The sequence below is a fragment of the Pseudomonas morbosilactucae genome, assembly GCF_023241665.1.
Taxonomy (GTDB): Bacteria; Pseudomonadota; Gammaproteobacteria; order Pseudomonadales; family Pseudomonadaceae; genus Aquipseudomonas; species Aquipseudomonas morbosilactucae.
On record NZ_JALQCX010000008.1, the window covers coordinates 17442 to 33383 of the forward strand.

At 64.5% G+C, this 15942-nt stretch carries 13 protein-coding genes and 1 pseudogene; 5 read left to right on the forward strand and 9 right to left on the reverse strand.

What is annotated here, in order from left to right; all coding sequences use genetic code 11:
- Window positions 1–131: 131 nt before the first annotated feature.
- Genes hpaD through M1B35_RS04820 form a run of 4 tightly spaced genes read right to left on the reverse strand, consistent with a single transcriptional unit; the run spans window position 132 to window position 3949 of the window.
- Entirely contained in the window at window positions 132–989 is an 858-nt protein-coding gene (hpaD, locus tag M1B35_RS04805) for a 3,4-dihydroxyphenylacetate 2,3-dioxygenase (RefSeq protein ID WP_123333429.1), read from the reverse strand.
- A 54-nt stretch (window positions 990–1043) separates the two neighbouring features.
- The gene (gene hpaE / locus M1B35_RS04810; RefSeq protein WP_123334468.1) at window positions 1044–2504 is read right to left on the reverse strand and encodes a 5-carboxymethyl-2-hydroxymuconate semialdehyde dehydrogenase; all 1461 of its coding nucleotides are present in this window, start codon (window positions 2502–2504) and stop codon (window positions 1044–1046) included.
- A 5-nt stretch (window positions 2505–2509) separates the two neighbouring features.
- Window positions 2510–3280: a fumarylacetoacetate hydrolase family protein gene (locus tag M1B35_RS04815; RefSeq protein ID WP_123333427.1), complete on the reverse strand. Its 771-nt coding sequence runs from the start codon at window positions 3278–3280 to the stop codon at window positions 2510–2512.
- Between the two features lie 9 nt (window positions 3281–3289).
- The gene (locus tag M1B35_RS04820) at window positions 3290–3949 is read right to left on the reverse strand and encodes a fumarylacetoacetate hydrolase family protein (protein WP_123333425.1); all 660 of its coding nucleotides are present in this window, start codon (window positions 3947–3949) and stop codon (window positions 3290–3292) included.
- Between the two features lie 196 nt (window positions 3950–4145).
- Here M1B35_RS04820 and hpaA point away from each other — a divergent pair, with 196 nt between their 5' ends.
- From hpaA to M1B35_RS32145, 3 genes and pseudogenes are all read left to right on the forward strand, one after another.
- Complete coding sequence (gene hpaA, locus M1B35_RS04825; protein ID WP_268261369.1) at window positions 4146–5066, forward strand: 4-hydroxyphenylacetate catabolism regulatory protein HpaA; 921 nt, start codon at window positions 4146–4148, stop codon at window positions 5064–5066.
- Between the two features lie 327 nt (window positions 5067–5393).
- Window positions 5394–6146: pseudogene (locus tag M1B35_RS32140) on the forward strand (MCP four helix bundle domain-containing protein); the annotation flags it as partial.
- Window positions 6141–7004: a methyl-accepting chemotaxis protein gene (locus tag M1B35_RS32145; RefSeq protein WP_425273391.1), complete on the forward strand. Its 864-nt coding sequence runs from the start codon at window positions 6141–6143 to the stop codon at window positions 7002–7004. The pseudogene M1B35_RS32140 and the gene M1B35_RS32145, both read left to right, overlap by 6 nt.
- Before the next feature lie 25 nt (window positions 7005–7029).
- On the opposite strand, the gene M1B35_RS04835 is transcribed toward M1B35_RS32145, so the two are convergent.
- The 5 genes from M1B35_RS04835 to M1B35_RS04855 all read right to left on the reverse strand — a co-directional run bounded on the left by M1B35_RS04835 (window position 7030) and on the right by M1B35_RS04855 (window position 13609).
- Window positions 7030–7647 carry a LysE family translocator gene (locus M1B35_RS04835; protein ID WP_123333419.1) on the reverse strand — a complete coding sequence of 206 codons (618 nt, stop codon included), beginning with the start codon at window positions 7645–7647 and terminating at the stop codon, window positions 7030–7032.
- Window positions 7648–7699: 52 nt separating this feature from the next.
- The gene (locus tag M1B35_RS04840) at window positions 7700–8542 is read right to left on the reverse strand and encodes an AraC family transcriptional regulator (RefSeq protein ID WP_268261371.1); all 843 of its coding nucleotides are present in this window, start codon (window positions 8540–8542) and stop codon (window positions 7700–7702) included.
- A gap of 79 nt (window positions 8543–8621) precedes the next feature.
- Window positions 8622–9263: a DUF1345 domain-containing protein gene (locus M1B35_RS04845; protein ID WP_123333415.1), complete on the reverse strand. Its 642-nt coding sequence runs from the start codon at window positions 9261–9263 to the stop codon at window positions 8622–8624.
- A gap of 93 nt (window positions 9264–9356) precedes the next feature.
- Complete coding sequence (locus tag M1B35_RS04850) at window positions 9357–12449, reverse strand: efflux RND transporter permease subunit (protein WP_268261372.1); 3093 nt, start codon at window positions 12447–12449, stop codon at window positions 9357–9359.
- A gap of 11 nt (window positions 12450–12460) precedes the next feature.
- Complete coding sequence (locus M1B35_RS04855) at window positions 12461–13609, reverse strand: efflux RND transporter periplasmic adaptor subunit (RefSeq protein WP_268261373.1); 1149 nt, start codon at window positions 13607–13609, stop codon at window positions 12461–12463.
- A 226-nt stretch (window positions 13610–13835) separates the two neighbouring features.
- On the opposite strand from M1B35_RS04855, the gene M1B35_RS04860 reads away from it, so the two are divergent.
- Both M1B35_RS04860 and M1B35_RS04865 read left to right on the forward strand, forming a co-directional pair.
- Window positions 13836–14537 carry a response regulator gene (locus M1B35_RS04860; RefSeq protein ID WP_268261374.1) on the forward strand — a complete coding sequence of 234 codons (702 nt, stop codon included), beginning with the start codon at window positions 13836–13838 and terminating at the stop codon, window positions 14535–14537.
- Window position 14538: 1 nt separating this feature from the next.
- Window positions 14539–15837, forward strand: a complete 1299-nt coding sequence (locus M1B35_RS04865; RefSeq protein ID WP_268261375.1) for an ATP-binding protein — start codon at window positions 14539–14541, stop codon at window positions 15835–15837.
- Window positions 15838–15942 lie beyond the last annotated feature (105 nt).

A 15942-nucleotide genomic window follows, 5' to 3' on the forward strand; every position in this document is an offset into this window, starting at 1 on the left:
CAAGCGGCAAGAGCAGTGCTCTTGCGCTGGTAGCCCGCGCCTCGCAGGTTCAATTGACGTTGTTAAGTGCTTTCAGCTTTCAGCTTGCGGCTCATCACTTGCAGCTCGCAGCTTGCCGTTCGCCACGGCCTTCAAAGCTCAAAGACCGCATTAATCTGGCCGGTGCCCGAGCTGCCGAACGGCGGGGTGATGATCTCGGCCGGTCGGTTGTAGTCCGGCCCGCCCAGCAGCCCCAGGAGCATGGCTGTGTCATGCATCTTGCCTTCGCCGTAACAGTGCTCGGCGTAGTCCGGCAGCATGGCGCAGAACTCGCGGAAGCGGCCTTGCTGCCACAGCTCCACCACCCGCAGGTCCATCTGCTTGTCGAATTCCCGGGTCCAGTTATGGATGTTGGCTTCGGCCAGGCGGTCATCGGAGAAGCGATGGGACAGGGAGCCGGACGCCAGCACCAGGACCTTGCGATCGCTCTTTTCGATGGCCCTGCGGACGGCGGCACCAAAGGTGAAGCTGTCTTCCAGGCGATGCCAGGCGCACCAGGCGGCGATCGAAATCACCTTGAAGTGCTCCTCCGGCGGCACGTCCATGTGCATGTAGCGCATGGGCACCAGGGTTCCGTATTCCAGCTCCAGGCTGGGGATGTTGTGGGCCAGGGTGCGCACATCGGCGGCATTGGCCTCGGCGGCAATCAACTCGCCCAGCTCCGGGCAGCCTTGATAGTCGTAGGTCATGTTCTTGATGAAGTGCGGCAGCTCGTTGCTGGTGTAGGTGCCATTGAAGGCTTCACCGCAGTTGATGTGGTAACCGCTGTTGACCAGCCAGTGCACATCGAACACCACCGCGGTGTCGGCCCCCAGCGCCCGGGCGCGGCGGGCAATCTCCTTGTGCCCGGCAATGGCAGCAGCGCGGCAGCCGTGGTGTTTGCCCGGCAGTTCGGACAGGTACATCGATGGAACGTGGCAGACCTTGGCGGCCATGACGACTTCGCCCATGGTGCTTCTCCTGAAACATCTTATTGTTGGCGTGATCCGGGACGGTTACAGACCTTACACGCCCCAGCGCGGGATGTGGTGGCTGCCCATGGAAAGGCAGACGTTCTTGATCTCGGCAAACACCTCGAAGCTGTATTCGCCGCCTTCACGGCCGGTGCCCGAGCCCTTGACCCCGCCGAAGGGCTGGCGCAGGTCGCGCACGTTCTGGCTGTTGATAAACACCATGCCGGCCTCGATGCCACGGGCCAGGCGATGGGCCTTGCCGATGTCTTGGGTCCAGATGTAGGACGCCAGGCCGTACTCGGTGTCGTTGGCCAATTGCAGGGCCTCGGCTTCGTCCTTGAACGGAATCAGGCAGACCACCGGGCCGAAGATTTCCTCCTGGGCGATGCGCATCTTGTTGTTCACATCGGCGAACACCGTGGGTTGGATGAACTGACCCTTGCTCAGGTGCGCTGGCAGGTTGGCCGGGCGTTCCAGGCCACCGGCGAGCAGGGTGGCGCCTTCTTCGATACCGATCTTGATATAGCCGGTGACCTTGTCGTAGTGGGCCTGGGTAATCATCGAGCCGACCTGGGTTTTCAGGTCCGTGGGATCACCGACAATCAGCCGTTTGGCGCGGGCGGCGAATTCCTTGACGAACTGCGGGTAGACGCTTTCCTGGATGAAAATCCGGCTGCCGGCGGTGCAGCGTTCGCCGTTCAGGGAAAAGATGGTGAACAGCGCCGCGTCCAGGGCCCGTTCCAGGTCGGCGTCCTCGAAGACCAGCACCGGCGACTTGCCGCCCAGTTCCATGGAGTACTTCTTCAGGCCCGCGGTCTGCATGATTTTCTTGCCGGTGGCGGTGCCGCCGGTGAAGGAAATCGCCCGCACATCCGGGTGGCGCACCAGGGCGTCGCCGGCGGTGGCGCCGTAGCCCTGGACGATGTTCAGCACCCCGGCCGGAATGCCCGCTTCCACGGCCAGGCGCCCCAGTTCATTGGCGGTCAGCGGCGACAGTTCGCTCATCTTCAACACGGCGGTGTTGCCCAGGGCAAGGCACGGCGCGGTCTTCCAGGTGGCGGTCATGAACGGCACGTTCCACGGCGACACCAGCGCACAGACGCCCACCGGCTGGTACAGGGTGTAGTTGAGCATCTGGTCGTCCACCGGGTAGCTGTGGCCGTCCATGCGGGTGCAGACCTCGGCGAAGAAGTCGAAGTTATGCGAGGCCCGGGGGATCAGCACGTTCTTGGTCTGGTGGATCGGCAAACCGGTGTCCAGGGTTTCCAGTTCGGCCAGGTTCGGCACGTTCTGCTCGATCAGTTCGCCGAGCTTGCGCATCAGCCGCGCACGCTCCTTGGCTGGTGTGTTGGCCCATTTCGGAAAGGCCTCCTTGGCCGCCGCCACGGCCAGGGCGATTTCTTCGGCGCCGCCGCTGGCCACTTCACCGATGGCCTCGCCAGTGGCGGGGTTGTAGTTGGTGAAGACGTCTTTGCTTTCGACCTCACGGCCGTTGATCCAATGTTTGATCATGCTGCTCAAGCCTCTTTCCGGGCGGAGAAGAATTCCGCTTCGCTGACAATTCGGTTAACCAGGCGACCCACGCCTTCCACTTCCACCACCACTTCATCCCCCGGAACCACATCGGCCAAGCCTTCCGGCGTGCCGGTGGCGATCATGTCGCCGGGTTGCAGGGTCATGAAACTGGACAGGTATTCGATCAGGTAGGGGATGTCGAAAATCATGTCCCGAGTGCTGCCTTCCTGGCGCAGCTCACCGTTGACCCAGGTGCGCAGCGTCAGGTTGCCGGGGTCCGGCACATCGGCGACGTCGACGATCCACGGCCCGACCGGGGTCGTGGCATCGCGGTTCTTCACCCGTAGGTTGGGCCGGTAGTAGTTTTCCAGGTAGTCGCGGATTGCGTAGTCGTTGCACAGCGTGTAGCCGGCCAGGTACTCCAGGGCATCCTCGCGTTTGACGTTGCGCGCGGTCTTGCCGATCACCGCCACCAGTTCGCACTCGTAGTGCATGTAGGCGACGTTGTCCGGGCGCCAGGTCACTTGGTGATGGCCGGTGTAAGTGCCGGGGGACTTGATAAAGGCCAAGGGCTCGGTCGGCGGCGTGAAGGCTAGCTCGGCGGCGTGGTCGGCGTAGTTCAGGCCCAGGGCGAACATGCTGCCGGTGGCTGGCGGCAGCCATTGCACCTGGTCTTCGGTGAGGGTGCGGCCATCGGCCAGGGTCACGGCGTTGTGCTCATTGACCGACACCTCGTGGACCTGACCTTGAAAACGGATACGGGCGTGTTTCATGTCGATTCCTTATTCAGCAACGATGGAGTTGGCGAGGCGACCCAGGCCGCTGATCTGCACTTCGACGCGGTCGCCGGGGCGCACATCCACGCGACCTTCCGGGGTCCCGGTGATCAGCACGTCGCCGGCATGCAGGGTCATGAACTCGCTGAGCTCGACAATCAATTGCGGGATGCTGCGCACCAGGTTCGCGGTGCTGTTGTGTTGCACCCGTTCGCCGTTGACGAACAACTCAAGGTCCAGGGCGTGTGGGTCGGCCACCTCGTTGGCAGGCACCAGGGTCGGGCCCAGGGCGCAGAAACCGTCCCGGCACTTGGCCTTGACGGCGGGGCGGTAGTAGCTGTCTTCAGGCAGGCTGAATTCGTTGACGATGGTGTAGCCGGCCACGTACTGCATGGCGTTTTCCAGGCTTACGCGGCTGGCGTCCTTGCCGATCACCACCCCCAGCGCCGGGCCCGGCTGCAGGCGTTCGACGCCGTTCGGGTAGACCACGGGCGCGTCATGCCGGTTGCGGGTGTTGGGGGTCTTGATAAACAGCACCGGTTTCACCGGGGGCTTCTGGTACGGCGGCTGAGTGAAGCTTTGCAGGTGCTGCTGCAACAGCCCCTGGTAGTTCAGGGCCACGCCGAACAGGGTGCCGGTGGCGACGTCATGCAGTGCACGGCTCATTGTTGTTATCTCCTCTGCATCGCGGAACAGGGGGTTGGCCGCGAGGTGAATTCGTTAATGTGTTAACGTTATATTTAATATGTTAACGATCGTCAAGGGCTGAAGCCCTGTGTTCATTTGCGGGCTGGTTTACACGCGGCGGATCACGCAGGATGGGACGGCCCCAAGGGCTTGAAAATAAAAAGAGAACGCTGCCATGAGTGATCGCCAGCCGATCCCCAATATCAATATCGGTCAGGTCTACGACCAGCGTTACGCCGACTCCCAGGTGCATTACGACAAGCTCAGCAACCTGGCCGGGTTCTTCGGGCGCAACATGCCGGTGCATCGCCATGACCGGTTTTTCCAGGTGCACTACGTGCAGAGCGGGGCGGTGCGGGTGTACCTCGACGACCAGCAATATCTGGAGTCGGGACCGATGTTTTTCCTCACGCCGCCGACCATTCCCCATTCCTTTGTCACCGAAGCCGACAGCGAAGGTCACGTGCTCACCGTGCGTCAGCAACTGGTCTGGGAACTGATCGAAGCCGACCCCAGGTTGGCGCCGGGCCCGGTGGTGCCGCCGGCCTGTGTCGCCCTGGCGCGCCTGGGCACGGAATTCGAAGCAGAGGTGCAACGCCTGGAGCGGCTGTTCAGTGAATTGCAGCGCGAGTTCTCCGGCCAAGAGCCCGGGCGAGAGCCGGCCCTGGAAGCCTTGACGCGCTTGATCGTCATCAGCCTGCTCAGGCTGTCGGCCAATTCCTTGGAGGCCCGTCCGGCGCGGCACGAAGACCTGCAGATTTTCCACCGTTTCAATGAGCTGATCGAAGCCCAGTACCTGGAGCACTGGCCGCTGACCCGCTATGCGGCGCAGATCGGCGTCACCGAGGCGCGGCTCAACGACGTCTGCCGGCGCATCGCCGATCTGCCGTCCAAGCGCCTGGTGTACGAACGGTTGATGCAAGAGGCCAAGCGTCTGTTGCTGTTCACTGGCAGTTCGGTAAACGAAATCTGCTACCGCCTGGGCTTCAAGGACCCGGCGTATTTCAGCCGCTTCTTCTTGCGCTACGCGAAGATCACCCCCGGCGAGTACCGGGCGCGCCAGGGGCAGATTGAGGTGGTGCACCCCCAACCGTGAAAACCCTGTCGGGATGATGGCCCCATGCCGTACTAAAACCTGCGCAAAGGGCGTTTGCCTGCCGTCAATGCAGAACGCCCGTTCCAGCTTTAACGATTCAGCCGGAGGCCACGTGTTTCAAGGCTGAGACAGGTGTCGTCGGTAAAAATATATTTCATAAACAGCCACATAAAAGCTCAACTTCGGCCGATACCTCGGATAGGCCCACAGATCAATAACAACGGTGGTGCCCAGCTGTCGGACCCTGTGCTGTTGGGCGACAGAGCCTACTGCATGGATGCTCGCAGTCCCTCCATTGTCGAGAGTCATCCTATGTCCCTACGTCACATGAATATCGCACCTCGCGCTTTCCTGGGTTTTGCCTTCATCGCCCTGTTGGTGATCATCCTTGGCATGTTCGCGGTCAATCGCATGGGCCTGATTCGTGAGGCTTCCCTGGATATGGAGAGCAACCAACTGCCCAGTGTGGGCTTTCTGGGCAATGTGACGGAGAACGTCCTGCGCATGCGCATTCTTTCGTTCCGGGTCCTGGTCAACCGTGATCCCGCCGCCCTGCAAGAGGCCGAGGCGCGCATCGGCGCCCTGGTGGACAAGCTGAAAATCGCCCAGGCGAGCTACGCCGCGTTGCCGGCCGGTGCCGATGAGGCGGCGCTGTACAGCGTGTTTGCCCAGACCTTGAGCGACTACCTGCAGGCGCAGAACCAGATGCTGGAGCTGTCACGGCAGAACAAGCTGGATGAGATGCGCAACCTGATCAACACCCGGATCAAGGACGGCACCGACAAAATGGGCGAACAGTTGAACAAACTGGTGGCGCTCAATACCGCCGGGGCCAAGCAGGCGTCCGATGCCGCCGGCCAGCACTATGACAGCGCCATTACCGGGATCATCGTGGTGGTGGTAATCGCCGCGTTGCTCACGGTGTTGCTGGCCCTGATGCTGACCCGCAGCATCGTCACGCCGCTGAACAAGGCATTGGTGGCGGCCCAGGCGATTGCCAGTGGCAACCTGACGCAAACCATTGAAGTCGACGGCAATGATGAAGCGACCCGCTTGCTCAAGGCCCTGGCCGAGATGCAGGCCAGCTTGCGCAGCACCATCGAGCAGATCGCCGGCTCGGCCACCCAGTTGGCTTCGGCCTCTGAAGAGCTCAGCGCGGTGACCGAAGAGGCCTCTCGCGGGTTGCAGCAACAGAACAATGAAATCGAGCAGGCGGCCACTGCCGTCAACGAGATGACCGCCGCCGTGGAAGAAGTGGCGCGCAACGCGGTGTCCACTTCCGAGGCGTCCCAGCAGTCGACCCAGGCGGCCCGTGAAGGTCGCGACCGGGTAGTCGACACCGTCGGTGCGATCCAGACCATGACCCATGACGTGCAAAACACCTCGTTGATGATCGAAGGCCTGGCCACTCAGGGGCGGGACATCGGCAAGGTGCTGGACGTGATCCGCGCCATCGCCGAACAGACCAACCTGCTGGCCCTCAACGCAGCGATCGAGGCGGCGCGGGCTGGCGAGGCCGGGCGTGGTTTTGCCGTGGTAGCGGACGAGGTTCGGGCCCTGGCCCATCGCACTGCCCAATCGACCCAGGAAATCGAAAAAATGGTCGCCGGGATCCAGAACGGCACCGGCGAAGCGGTGCAATCCATGCAGCAAAGCAATCAGCGTACCCAGAGCACCCTGGAAATGGCCCGTGCCGCCGGGGTGGCCCTGGAACAGATCACCGAGTCCATCCATCGCATCAACGAGCGCAACCTGGTAATTGCCAGCGCTTCGGAAGAGCAGGCCCAGGTGTCCCGCGAGGTGGATCGCAACCTGGTGAACATCCGCGACCTGGCCACCCAGTCGGCCGCCGGTGCCAACCAAACCAGCGCCGCCAGCCATGAGCTGTCGCGCCTGGCGGTGAACCTGAATGCCATGGTCGCGCGGTTCGTGGTCTGACCGCAGGCCTGCGCTGACAGGCTGTTCAGGCCCACAGGCTCAACCAGGCCGAGGCCAGCAGCAACAGGGCCATGCCCCGGTTGAAACGCTGCATGGCCTGGCTTGAGCGCAGCAAACGGCTGGAGCCGGCGCCAAGCACGGCCCAGGCGGCCAGGCACGGCAAGGACACCAAGAGAAACGCCAGGGACAGGCTCAGCACCTGCCCCTGGCGCTCGCTGCCTTCGCCGGCAAACACACTGGCCACGGCCAGGGCCATCATCCAGGTCTTGGGATTGATCCATTGCAGCGCAGCCGCGCCCAGCAGGCCCAGGCGCCGTTGGCCGGTCTCGGCCGCGCGCGGGTCGAGGGGGCCGGTCGGGGCGCGGAAGATCTGCCACGCCAGGTGGCTGAGCCACAGGATCCCGACCCATTGCATGACGCTGTGCAGGGCCGGGTGACGGGTCAGGGCCTGGCCGAAGCCGCTGCCCACCAGCCAGACAATGCCGGTCGCGGCGACCCCGGCACCGAGGATGATCGGCAGTGCGGCCCTGAAGCCGTAGCGGGCGCTGTTGCTGAGAATCAGGATATTGGTCGGCCCCGGGGTGATGGAGGCGACAAAGGCGAACAGCACAAAGGGCAGCAGGCTGGGGACGCTGGACAACATGGCAGGCAGGCTCCGTTGAAGATCAAGGAGGGTGATCTTCAACCCTGGCCGCTCAGGCGTCTGGAAGCTTTGTGCAGCGCTTGCGATAGGCGGCGGGCGTCAGGCCGTAGGCGCGCACGAACCAGCGGCCCATGTGGCTCTGGTCGGCAAAACCCAGGGCCATGGCCACCTCGGCTGGAGGTTCGCCCCGGGCCAGCAGGCGTCGAGCCTTGGCCAGGCGCAACTGCACCAGGTAGGCGTGGGGCGGCAAACCGAAGGCGGCCTTGAAGGCCCGGGTCAGGCGGAAGCGGTCGATGTCGCAGGCGGCGCTCAGGTCTTGCAGGTTGAGGTCGTGTTGCACGTGGGCATGCAGGTAGTCCCGGGCGCGCTGGGCCACCAGGGGCAGGCGCGGGTCTTCGCGATAACGCTGGCGCCAGTGCAAATGGCCGGTGAGTTGGTCCAGCAATTGGTCCAGGGCGCTTTGCCGGACGATGCGCAATTCGCCCTGATGCAGGCTGTGGAACGCGGCGCTGGTGGCCCGGGCCAAGCGGGGGTCGCTGGCCAAGGTGCTGGCAAAACTCAGTTGACTGTCGATCGGCGCCTCGGCGAATACCGCGCTCAGTTCCCGCTCCAGCCACTGCGGGTCGAGGTACAGCATGCGGTAGGTGAAGCCACCGGCCGTGGGGGCGTCGCCGTCGTGGATTTCCCCGGGCTCGAGGAGGAACACCTGGCCCGGAGTGCTCCGGTGCCGTGCCCGGCGGCAGTTGAACTGCTGCACCCCTTGTTCGGTCACGCCCACCAGGTAGCTGTCGTGCCAGTGGGGGTCGTAGGCGTGGCCGGTGAAATGGGCACGCAGGGTCTCGATGCCGGTGTCGGCATCCTGGGCCAGATCGATCCAGTTGTGCGCGGTGGTCATGGGGTATCCGTGGGCATGAGGTACAACCCAGGCAGTTAGCGCCCGGGGCAGGGCGCAGGTCTAGAAGATTTGTGCGCCATCAACTGAACAGCCCGGCGGCGATATTGATCGAGAAACCGAGAATCGCCGTGTTGAATAAAAAGCCGATCAGCGATTGGGCCAGGACAATCTTGCGCAGGCTGCGGGTGGCGACGCCCACGTCGGAGGTCTGCACCGCGACGCCAATGGTGAAAGAGAAGTACAGGAAGTCCCAGTAGTTGGGGGTGGTCAGGCCTTCGGCGAAGCGCAGGGCCGGTTCCTTGCCGTTCCAGGTGTAGTAGAGGCGCGCGTAATGTACGCTGAAAATCACCCCGATCAGCAGCCATGAACCGATCACGGTCAGCCCGGTAAAGGCGTAGTGCAGCAGGCGCTGGTGGCTGTCCAGATCTTTGCTGCCGCTGAGTTCGAAGGTGATGGTGGCCAGGCTGGCGATGGCGGCGATGCACACCGTGAGCAACACCAGGCCGGCATTTTCGTCCTCGACTTCGGCAATGCGCTTCACGTCCTCGGCCTTGGCCCGGGCGGTGAGCCAGATCATCAGCGCCAGGTAGGTCCAGACCCCGGCGTTCCAGCCGATCAGGATCTTGCTGACCAGGGAGTCGGCCGGTACCAGGCTGCCCACGGCGATGCCGATCAGGGCGGCGCTGCTGAGGCGGGGATGGGTGCGCAAGGGATGGGGCATGAAGAAGGGCCGGCGATGGGTTCTGGCGAACCTTAGCACGCGGCAAGCTGACTGCACTTGCCGCGTTGCGCTTGGCCCTTGTGGCCTGAACGACTAGCCCTTGGAGCGGCGGGTGAGCTTCATCACCAGGACAAAAAACACCGGCACAAAGATCACCGCCAGAGTGGCGGTGATCATGCCGCCGATCACCCCGGTGCCGATCGCTTGCTGGCTCGCCGAGCTGGCGCCGGTGGCAATGGCCAGGGGCACCACGCCAAGGATAAACGCCAGCGAGGTCATGACAATCGGCCGCAGGCGCAAACGCGCCGCCTGCACGGTAGCGTCGATCAGGTCGTGCCCCTGGTCGTACAGGCTCTTGGCAAACTCGATGATCAGGATCGCGTTCTTCGCCGACAAACCGATGATGGTGATCAGCCCGACCTTGAAGAACACATCGTTGGGCAGGCCGCGCAGGGACACCGCAAGCACCGCACCGAGCACGCCGAGGGGCACCACCAGCAGCACCGAGGTGGGGATCGACCAGCTTTCATACAGCGCCGCCAGGCACAGGAACACGATCAGCAGGGACAGGCCCAAAAGAATCGGCGCCTGGCTGCCGGACAGGCGCTCCTGCAACGACAGGCCGGTCCATTCCTGGCCCAGGCCGGTGGGCAGGCCGGCCACCAGGCGCTCGACTTCCTGCATGGCTTCGCCGGTGCTGTGGCCCGGGGCCGGCTCGCCGGAAATGGCGATGGCCGGGTAGCCGTTGTAGCGGGTCAACTGGGCCGGGCCCTGGGTCCAGGTGGCGCTGACGAACGCCGACAGCGGCACCATCTTGCCGAGGTTGTTGCGCACCTGGAGCTGCAACAGGTCGGCCACCTGGTTGCGCTGGTCGCCTTCGGCCTGGACCACCACCCGCTGCATCCGCCCTTGGTTGGGGAAGTCATTGATGTAGGCCGAACCCAGCGCCGTGGACATCAGGCTGCCGATGTCGGCGAACGACACGCCGAGGGCATTGGCCTGTTGCCGGTCCACCTGCAGTTGTACCTGCGGTGCCTCGGCCAGGGCGCTTTCCCGGACGTTGGCGAGGATCGGACTGCGCTCCGCTGCCAGCAGCAGCTCGCTGCGGGCCTGCATCAGCGCGGCATGGCCGAGGCCGCCGCGGTCCTGCAGGCGGAACTCGAAACCGCTGGACGTGCCCAGGCCGTCCACCGGCGGTGGCAACACCGCATAGGCCACGGCGTCCTTGATCTGGCTCAGGGCGCCGTTGGCACGATCGGCAATGGCCGCCGCCGAGTCCTCATTGCCACGCTCGGACCAATCCTTGAGGGTGGTAAAGGCCAGTGCGGCGTTCTGCCCGCTGCCGGAGAAACTGAAGCCGAGGATCACCGTGCTGTCGCCCACCCCGGGTTCGCCGGCGTTGTGGGCCTCCAACTGCTCGACCACGCGCACCGTGCGGTTTTGGCTGGCACCGGGTGGTAACTGGATATCGGTGATGGTGTAGCCCTGGTCTTCCACCGGCAGGAACGACGACGGCAGGCGGCTGAACAGCAGGGCCATGACCGCCAGCAGCAGGCCGTAGACCAGCAGGTAGCGGCCGCTGCGCTTGAGCCCGTGGACCACGCTGCGCTCATAACCGGCGCCGAGCTGTTCGAAGCGCCGGTTGAAGGCGCCAAAGAAACCGCCCTGGGCATGGACTTCACCCGCCGCCACGGGCTTGAGCAGGGTGGCGCACAAGGCTGGGGTCAAGGTCAGGGCGAGGAAGGCCGAGAACAGAATCGAGGTGGCCATGGACAGGGAGAACTGTTGGTAAATCACCCCCACCGAGCCAGGCATAAAGGCCATGGGGATAAACACCGCCACCAGCACCAGGGTGATGCCGACAATCGCCCCGCTGATCTGCGCCATGGCCTTGCGCGTCGCCTCCTTGGGCGACAGGCCTTCGCTGGCCATGATGCGTTCAACGTTCTCCACCACGACGATGGCGTCATCCACCAGGATGCCGATGGCCAGCACCATGCCGAACATGGTCAGCACGTTGATCGAAAAACCCAGGGCCAGCATGGTGGCGAAGGTGCCCATCAGGGCCACCGGCACCACCAGGGTCGGGATTAGGGTGTAGCGGATGTTCTGCAGGAACAGGAACATCACTGCAAACACCAGCAGCATCGCCTCGCCCAGGGTGTAGACCACCTTGGTGATCGAAACCTTGACGAAGGGCGAGGTGTCGTAAGGGATTTTGTATTCCACGCCTTCCGGGAAGTAACGCGCCAGTTCATCCATCTTGGCCCGCAACAGGGTGGCGGTGTTCAGGGCATTGGCCCCCGGCGCCAGCTGCACGCCGACTGCGGTGGACGGCTTGCCGTTGAGGCGGGTGGAGAACTGGTATTCCTGGCTGCCGACTTCGACCCGAGCCACGTCGGCCAGGCGCACGGTGGAGCCGTCGGGGTTGGCCCGCAGGACGATCTCGGCGAACTCTTCCGGGGTCGACAACTGGCCCTTGACCAGCACCGTGGCGGTGATTTGCTGGGTGCTGCGGGTCGGCAGGTCGCCGATGCTGCCAGCGGCCACCTGGGCGTTCTGCGCCACGATGGCGGCATTCACGTCGGCCGGGGTGAGGTTGAAGGCCAGCAGCTTCTGCGGATCCAGCCAGACCCGCATGGCGCGTTCGGCGCCATACAGCTGGGCCTTGCCCACGCCGTCGATGCGCCGTACTTCGTTCATGACGTTGCGCGCCATGTAGTCGCTGAGGGCCACGGTGTCCAGGCGGCCGTCGCTGGAGGTCAGGGTGATCAGCAGCAGGAAGCCCGAGGACACTTTCTCCACCTGCAGGCCCTGTTGGGTCACGGCCTGGGGCAAGCGCGGTTCCACCGCCTTGAGGCGGTTCTGTACATCGACCTGGGCCAGTTCCGGCACGGTGCCGGGGGCGAAGGTGGCGGTGATGGTGGCGCTGCCCAGGCTGCTCTTGGACTCGAAATACAGCAGGTGGTCGGCACCATTGAGCTCTTGCTCGATCAGGCTGACCACGCTTTCGTCCAGGGTCTGGGCCGAGGCGCCGGGGTAGGTGGCGTAGATTTCGATCGACGGCGGCGCGACGTCCGGGTACTGGGCCACCGGCAACTGGGGGATGGCCAGGGCGCCGGCCAGCAGGATGAACAGCGCCACCACCCAGGCAAACACCGGGCGGTCGATAAAGAAGTGCGGCATGGCTGGGTTACCTACTGGCCGGGGTTCTGGGCGAGGGGAAGAGGGCGCGAGTCGATCTCGACCTGCTCACCCGGGCGAGCGTGTTGCAGGCCTTCGACGACGATGCGGTCACCGGGCTTGAGGCCAGCGCTGACGATCCAGCGATCGTCCTGCACGGCGCCCAGTTGCACGCTTTGCAGGCTCACCCGTTGTTCGGCGTCGAGCAGCAGCACCTGGGCCACACCGGCGCTGTCACGCTGGATCGCCTGCTGCGGCACGCTCAAACCGTTCTGGTTGACCGCCTGTTCCAGGCGCACCCGAACAAAGCTGCCGGGCAGCAGGTCCAAGTCCGGGTTGGGGAACTCACTGCGCAGGCGGATCTGCCCGGTGCTGGGGTCGACGCTGATGTCGGCGAACAGCAACTTGCCGGGCAGCGGGTACAGGCTGCCGTCGTCCTGGATCAGGGTGGCCTTGGCCTGGTCCGGGCCGACCTGCTGCAGGTGCCCGGCGCGCAGGGCGCGGCGCAGTTCATTGAGTTCTCGGGTGGATTGGGTCAGGTCGGCGTGCACCGGGTCCAGTTGCTGGATCAGCGCCAGGGGTGTGCTTTCGTTCTGGCCCACCAGGGCGCCCTCGGTGACCAGGGCGCGGCCGATGCGCCCGGCAATCGGTGCGGTGACCGTGGCGTACCCCAGGTTGAGCCGGGCCCGTTGCACGGCGGCCTGGGCGGCGGCGACTTCAGCGGCGGTCTGTCGTGCATTGGCTCGGGCGTTGTCGTATTCCTGGCCGCTGATGGCCTGGTCGTCGATCAACTGGGTGTAGCGCTGCTCTTGCAGGCGCGCCTGGAACGCAGTGGCCTCGGCCTTGCGCAGGCTGGCCACGGCGCTGTCCAGGTCGGCCTGGAACGGCGCCGGGTCGATGCGAAACAACACCTGGCCCTGCTTGACGTCCGAGCCTTCGCGGAAGGCCTGTTGCAGCACCACCCCGGCGACCCGGGCGCGCACTTCGGCACTGCGCGGCGCGGCGATGCGCCCGCTCAGTTCGCTGCTGATGGACAGCGGCCGGCTCTCCAGGGTTTCGATGCGGACCTGGGCCAACGGCTGCTCCGGGGGCACCGCAGGCTTGTCGCAGGCCGCCAGCGCCAGGGCGAGCAGACAGAGTGGCGCAAACAGTTTCTTCGACATGCGGATCCCCCAATAATGACCCCGGCATGCTAAGGGGCGATGGCGCCGGCCGTTGTGAAGCTGTGTAGGTGCTGTGTGAAAAAGTGTGAAGCGAATACGCCGTGGGGGCTTCGGTTGTATATCCTTTGCGGCTTGATTGGCGCAGGTTGTAGCGCGCCACCTTAAGCGCCGGCTTGCTGGCGATCACGATCCATCGTTCACCCACGTATTGCCCGGACTTGCCCCCATGCCCAACATCCTCCTGGTCGAAGACGACAGCGCGCTCTCCGAACTGATTGCCAGTTACCTGGAGCGCAACGGCTATCAGGTCAATGTGATCAGCCGCGGCGACCATGTGCGCGATCGCGCGCGGGCGACCCCGCCGGACCTGGTGATTCTCGACCTGATGCTGCCGGGCCTGGACGGGTTGCAAGTCTGCCGCCTGTTACGTGCCGATTCGGCGACCCTGCCGATCCTCATGCTTACTGCCCGGGACGATAGCCACGACCAGGTGCTGGGCCTGGAGATGGGTGCCGACGACTACGTGACCAAACCCTGCGAGCCGCGGGTGCTCCTGGCCCGGGTGCGCACCCTGTTGCGCCGCAGCAGCCTCAGCGACCCGCAGACGGCCAGTGACCGCATCCTGATGGGCAACCTGTGCATCGACCTCTCCGAACGCACGGTGCACTGGCGCGGGCAGTTGGTGGAACTGTCCAGCGGTGAGTACAACCTGTTGGTGGTCATGGCCCGGCATGCCGGCGAAGTGCTGAGCCGTGATCAGATCCTCCAGCGCCTGCGGGGCATTGAATTCAACGGCACCGACCGGTCCGTGGACGTGGCGATCTCCAAGTTGCGGCGTAAGTTCGACGATCATGCTGGCGAAGCGCGCAAGATCAAGACCGTGTGGGGCAAGGGCTACCTGTTCAGCCGTTCCGAATGGGAGTGCTGAGATGCTGCGGGTCCTGGTCCGGCTGTACCTGATCACCATCGTCACCTTCAGCGCGGCGATCTACCTGATCCCGGACCTGGTGATCAAGGTCTTCCACGAGCGGTTTCTCAACTACAACCTGGACCACTCCCGGGGCTTGCAGACCTTGGTGGTCAAGCAATTTCACGGCGTGCCGGTGGAGCAGTGGTCGACCCTGGCGAGGCAACTGGACGAGGATTTCCAACCGCTGCACGTCAGCCTGGTGGCCATCGACGACGAGGGTTTCAGCCTCGACGAACGTGCGCGACTGGCTCGTGGCGAGCAGGTGGTGCGCCTCGGGGACTGGGGTTGGCGGACGTTGGCCGCTTCGCCCCTGGATCAGCGCCGGGCGGTGAAAATCACCGTGCCCCCGGACCCGCTGGACATGAACCTGCTGTATTGGGGCATCAACGTATTGATCGTCGCCGCCTTGCTCGGCTGCCTGCTGCTCTGGCTGCGCCCGCACTGGCGCGACCTGGAACGCTTGAAGGCCACCGCCCAGCGCTTCGGCAAGGGGCATTTGAGCGAACGCACCCAGCTTCCCGCCCGTTCCAACATCGGCAGCCTGGCCCACGTGTTCGACACCATGGCCGGGGACATCGAAAAACTCCTCAACCAGCAGCGGGACCTGCTCAACGCGGTTTCCCATGAACTGCGCACGCCCCTGACCCGACTCGATTTCGGCCTGGCCCTGGCCTTGTCCGAGGAACTGCCCGAAGCCAGTCGTGAACGCCTGCAGGGGCTGGTGGCGCATATTCGCGAACTCGACGAACTGGTGCTGGAGTTGCTGTCCTACAGCCGTCTGCAGAACCCGGTGTGCCTGCCGGAGCAGGTGCCGGTGGCCCTGGACGAGTTTATCGACAGCATCCTGGGCAGCGTCGACGATGAACTGGCTTCGCCGGACATCGTCATCGACGTGCTGCTGCACGGCGCCCTGGAACGCTTCACCCTGGACCCGCGGCTGACGGCCCGGGCCTTGCAGAACCTGCTGCGCAACGCCACCCGCTATTGCGACAAGCGCATCCAGGTGGGGGTGCAGGTGCGGGATGACGGCTGTGAAATCTGGGTCGATGACGATGGCATCGGCATTCCTGATGACCAGCGTGATCGGGTGTTCGAGCCGTTCTACCGCCTGGACCGCAGCCGTGACCGCTCCACCGGCGGTTTCGGCCTGGGCCTGGCCATCAGCCGTCGCGCCCTGGAAGCCCAGGGCGGCAGCCTCACCGTGTTGACCTCGCCACTGGGCGGCGCGCGTTTCCGCCTGTGGCTGCCAGCCCTGTAAGCCGTTACGTGGCGGGGGCGCGCGGCAGGCTCGTCACCGGCTGGAGCCCCGTCAGTCCCGCATTTGGCGGATGCGCTGCCTTACTGCCTCGGGCTGCTGCTTGCT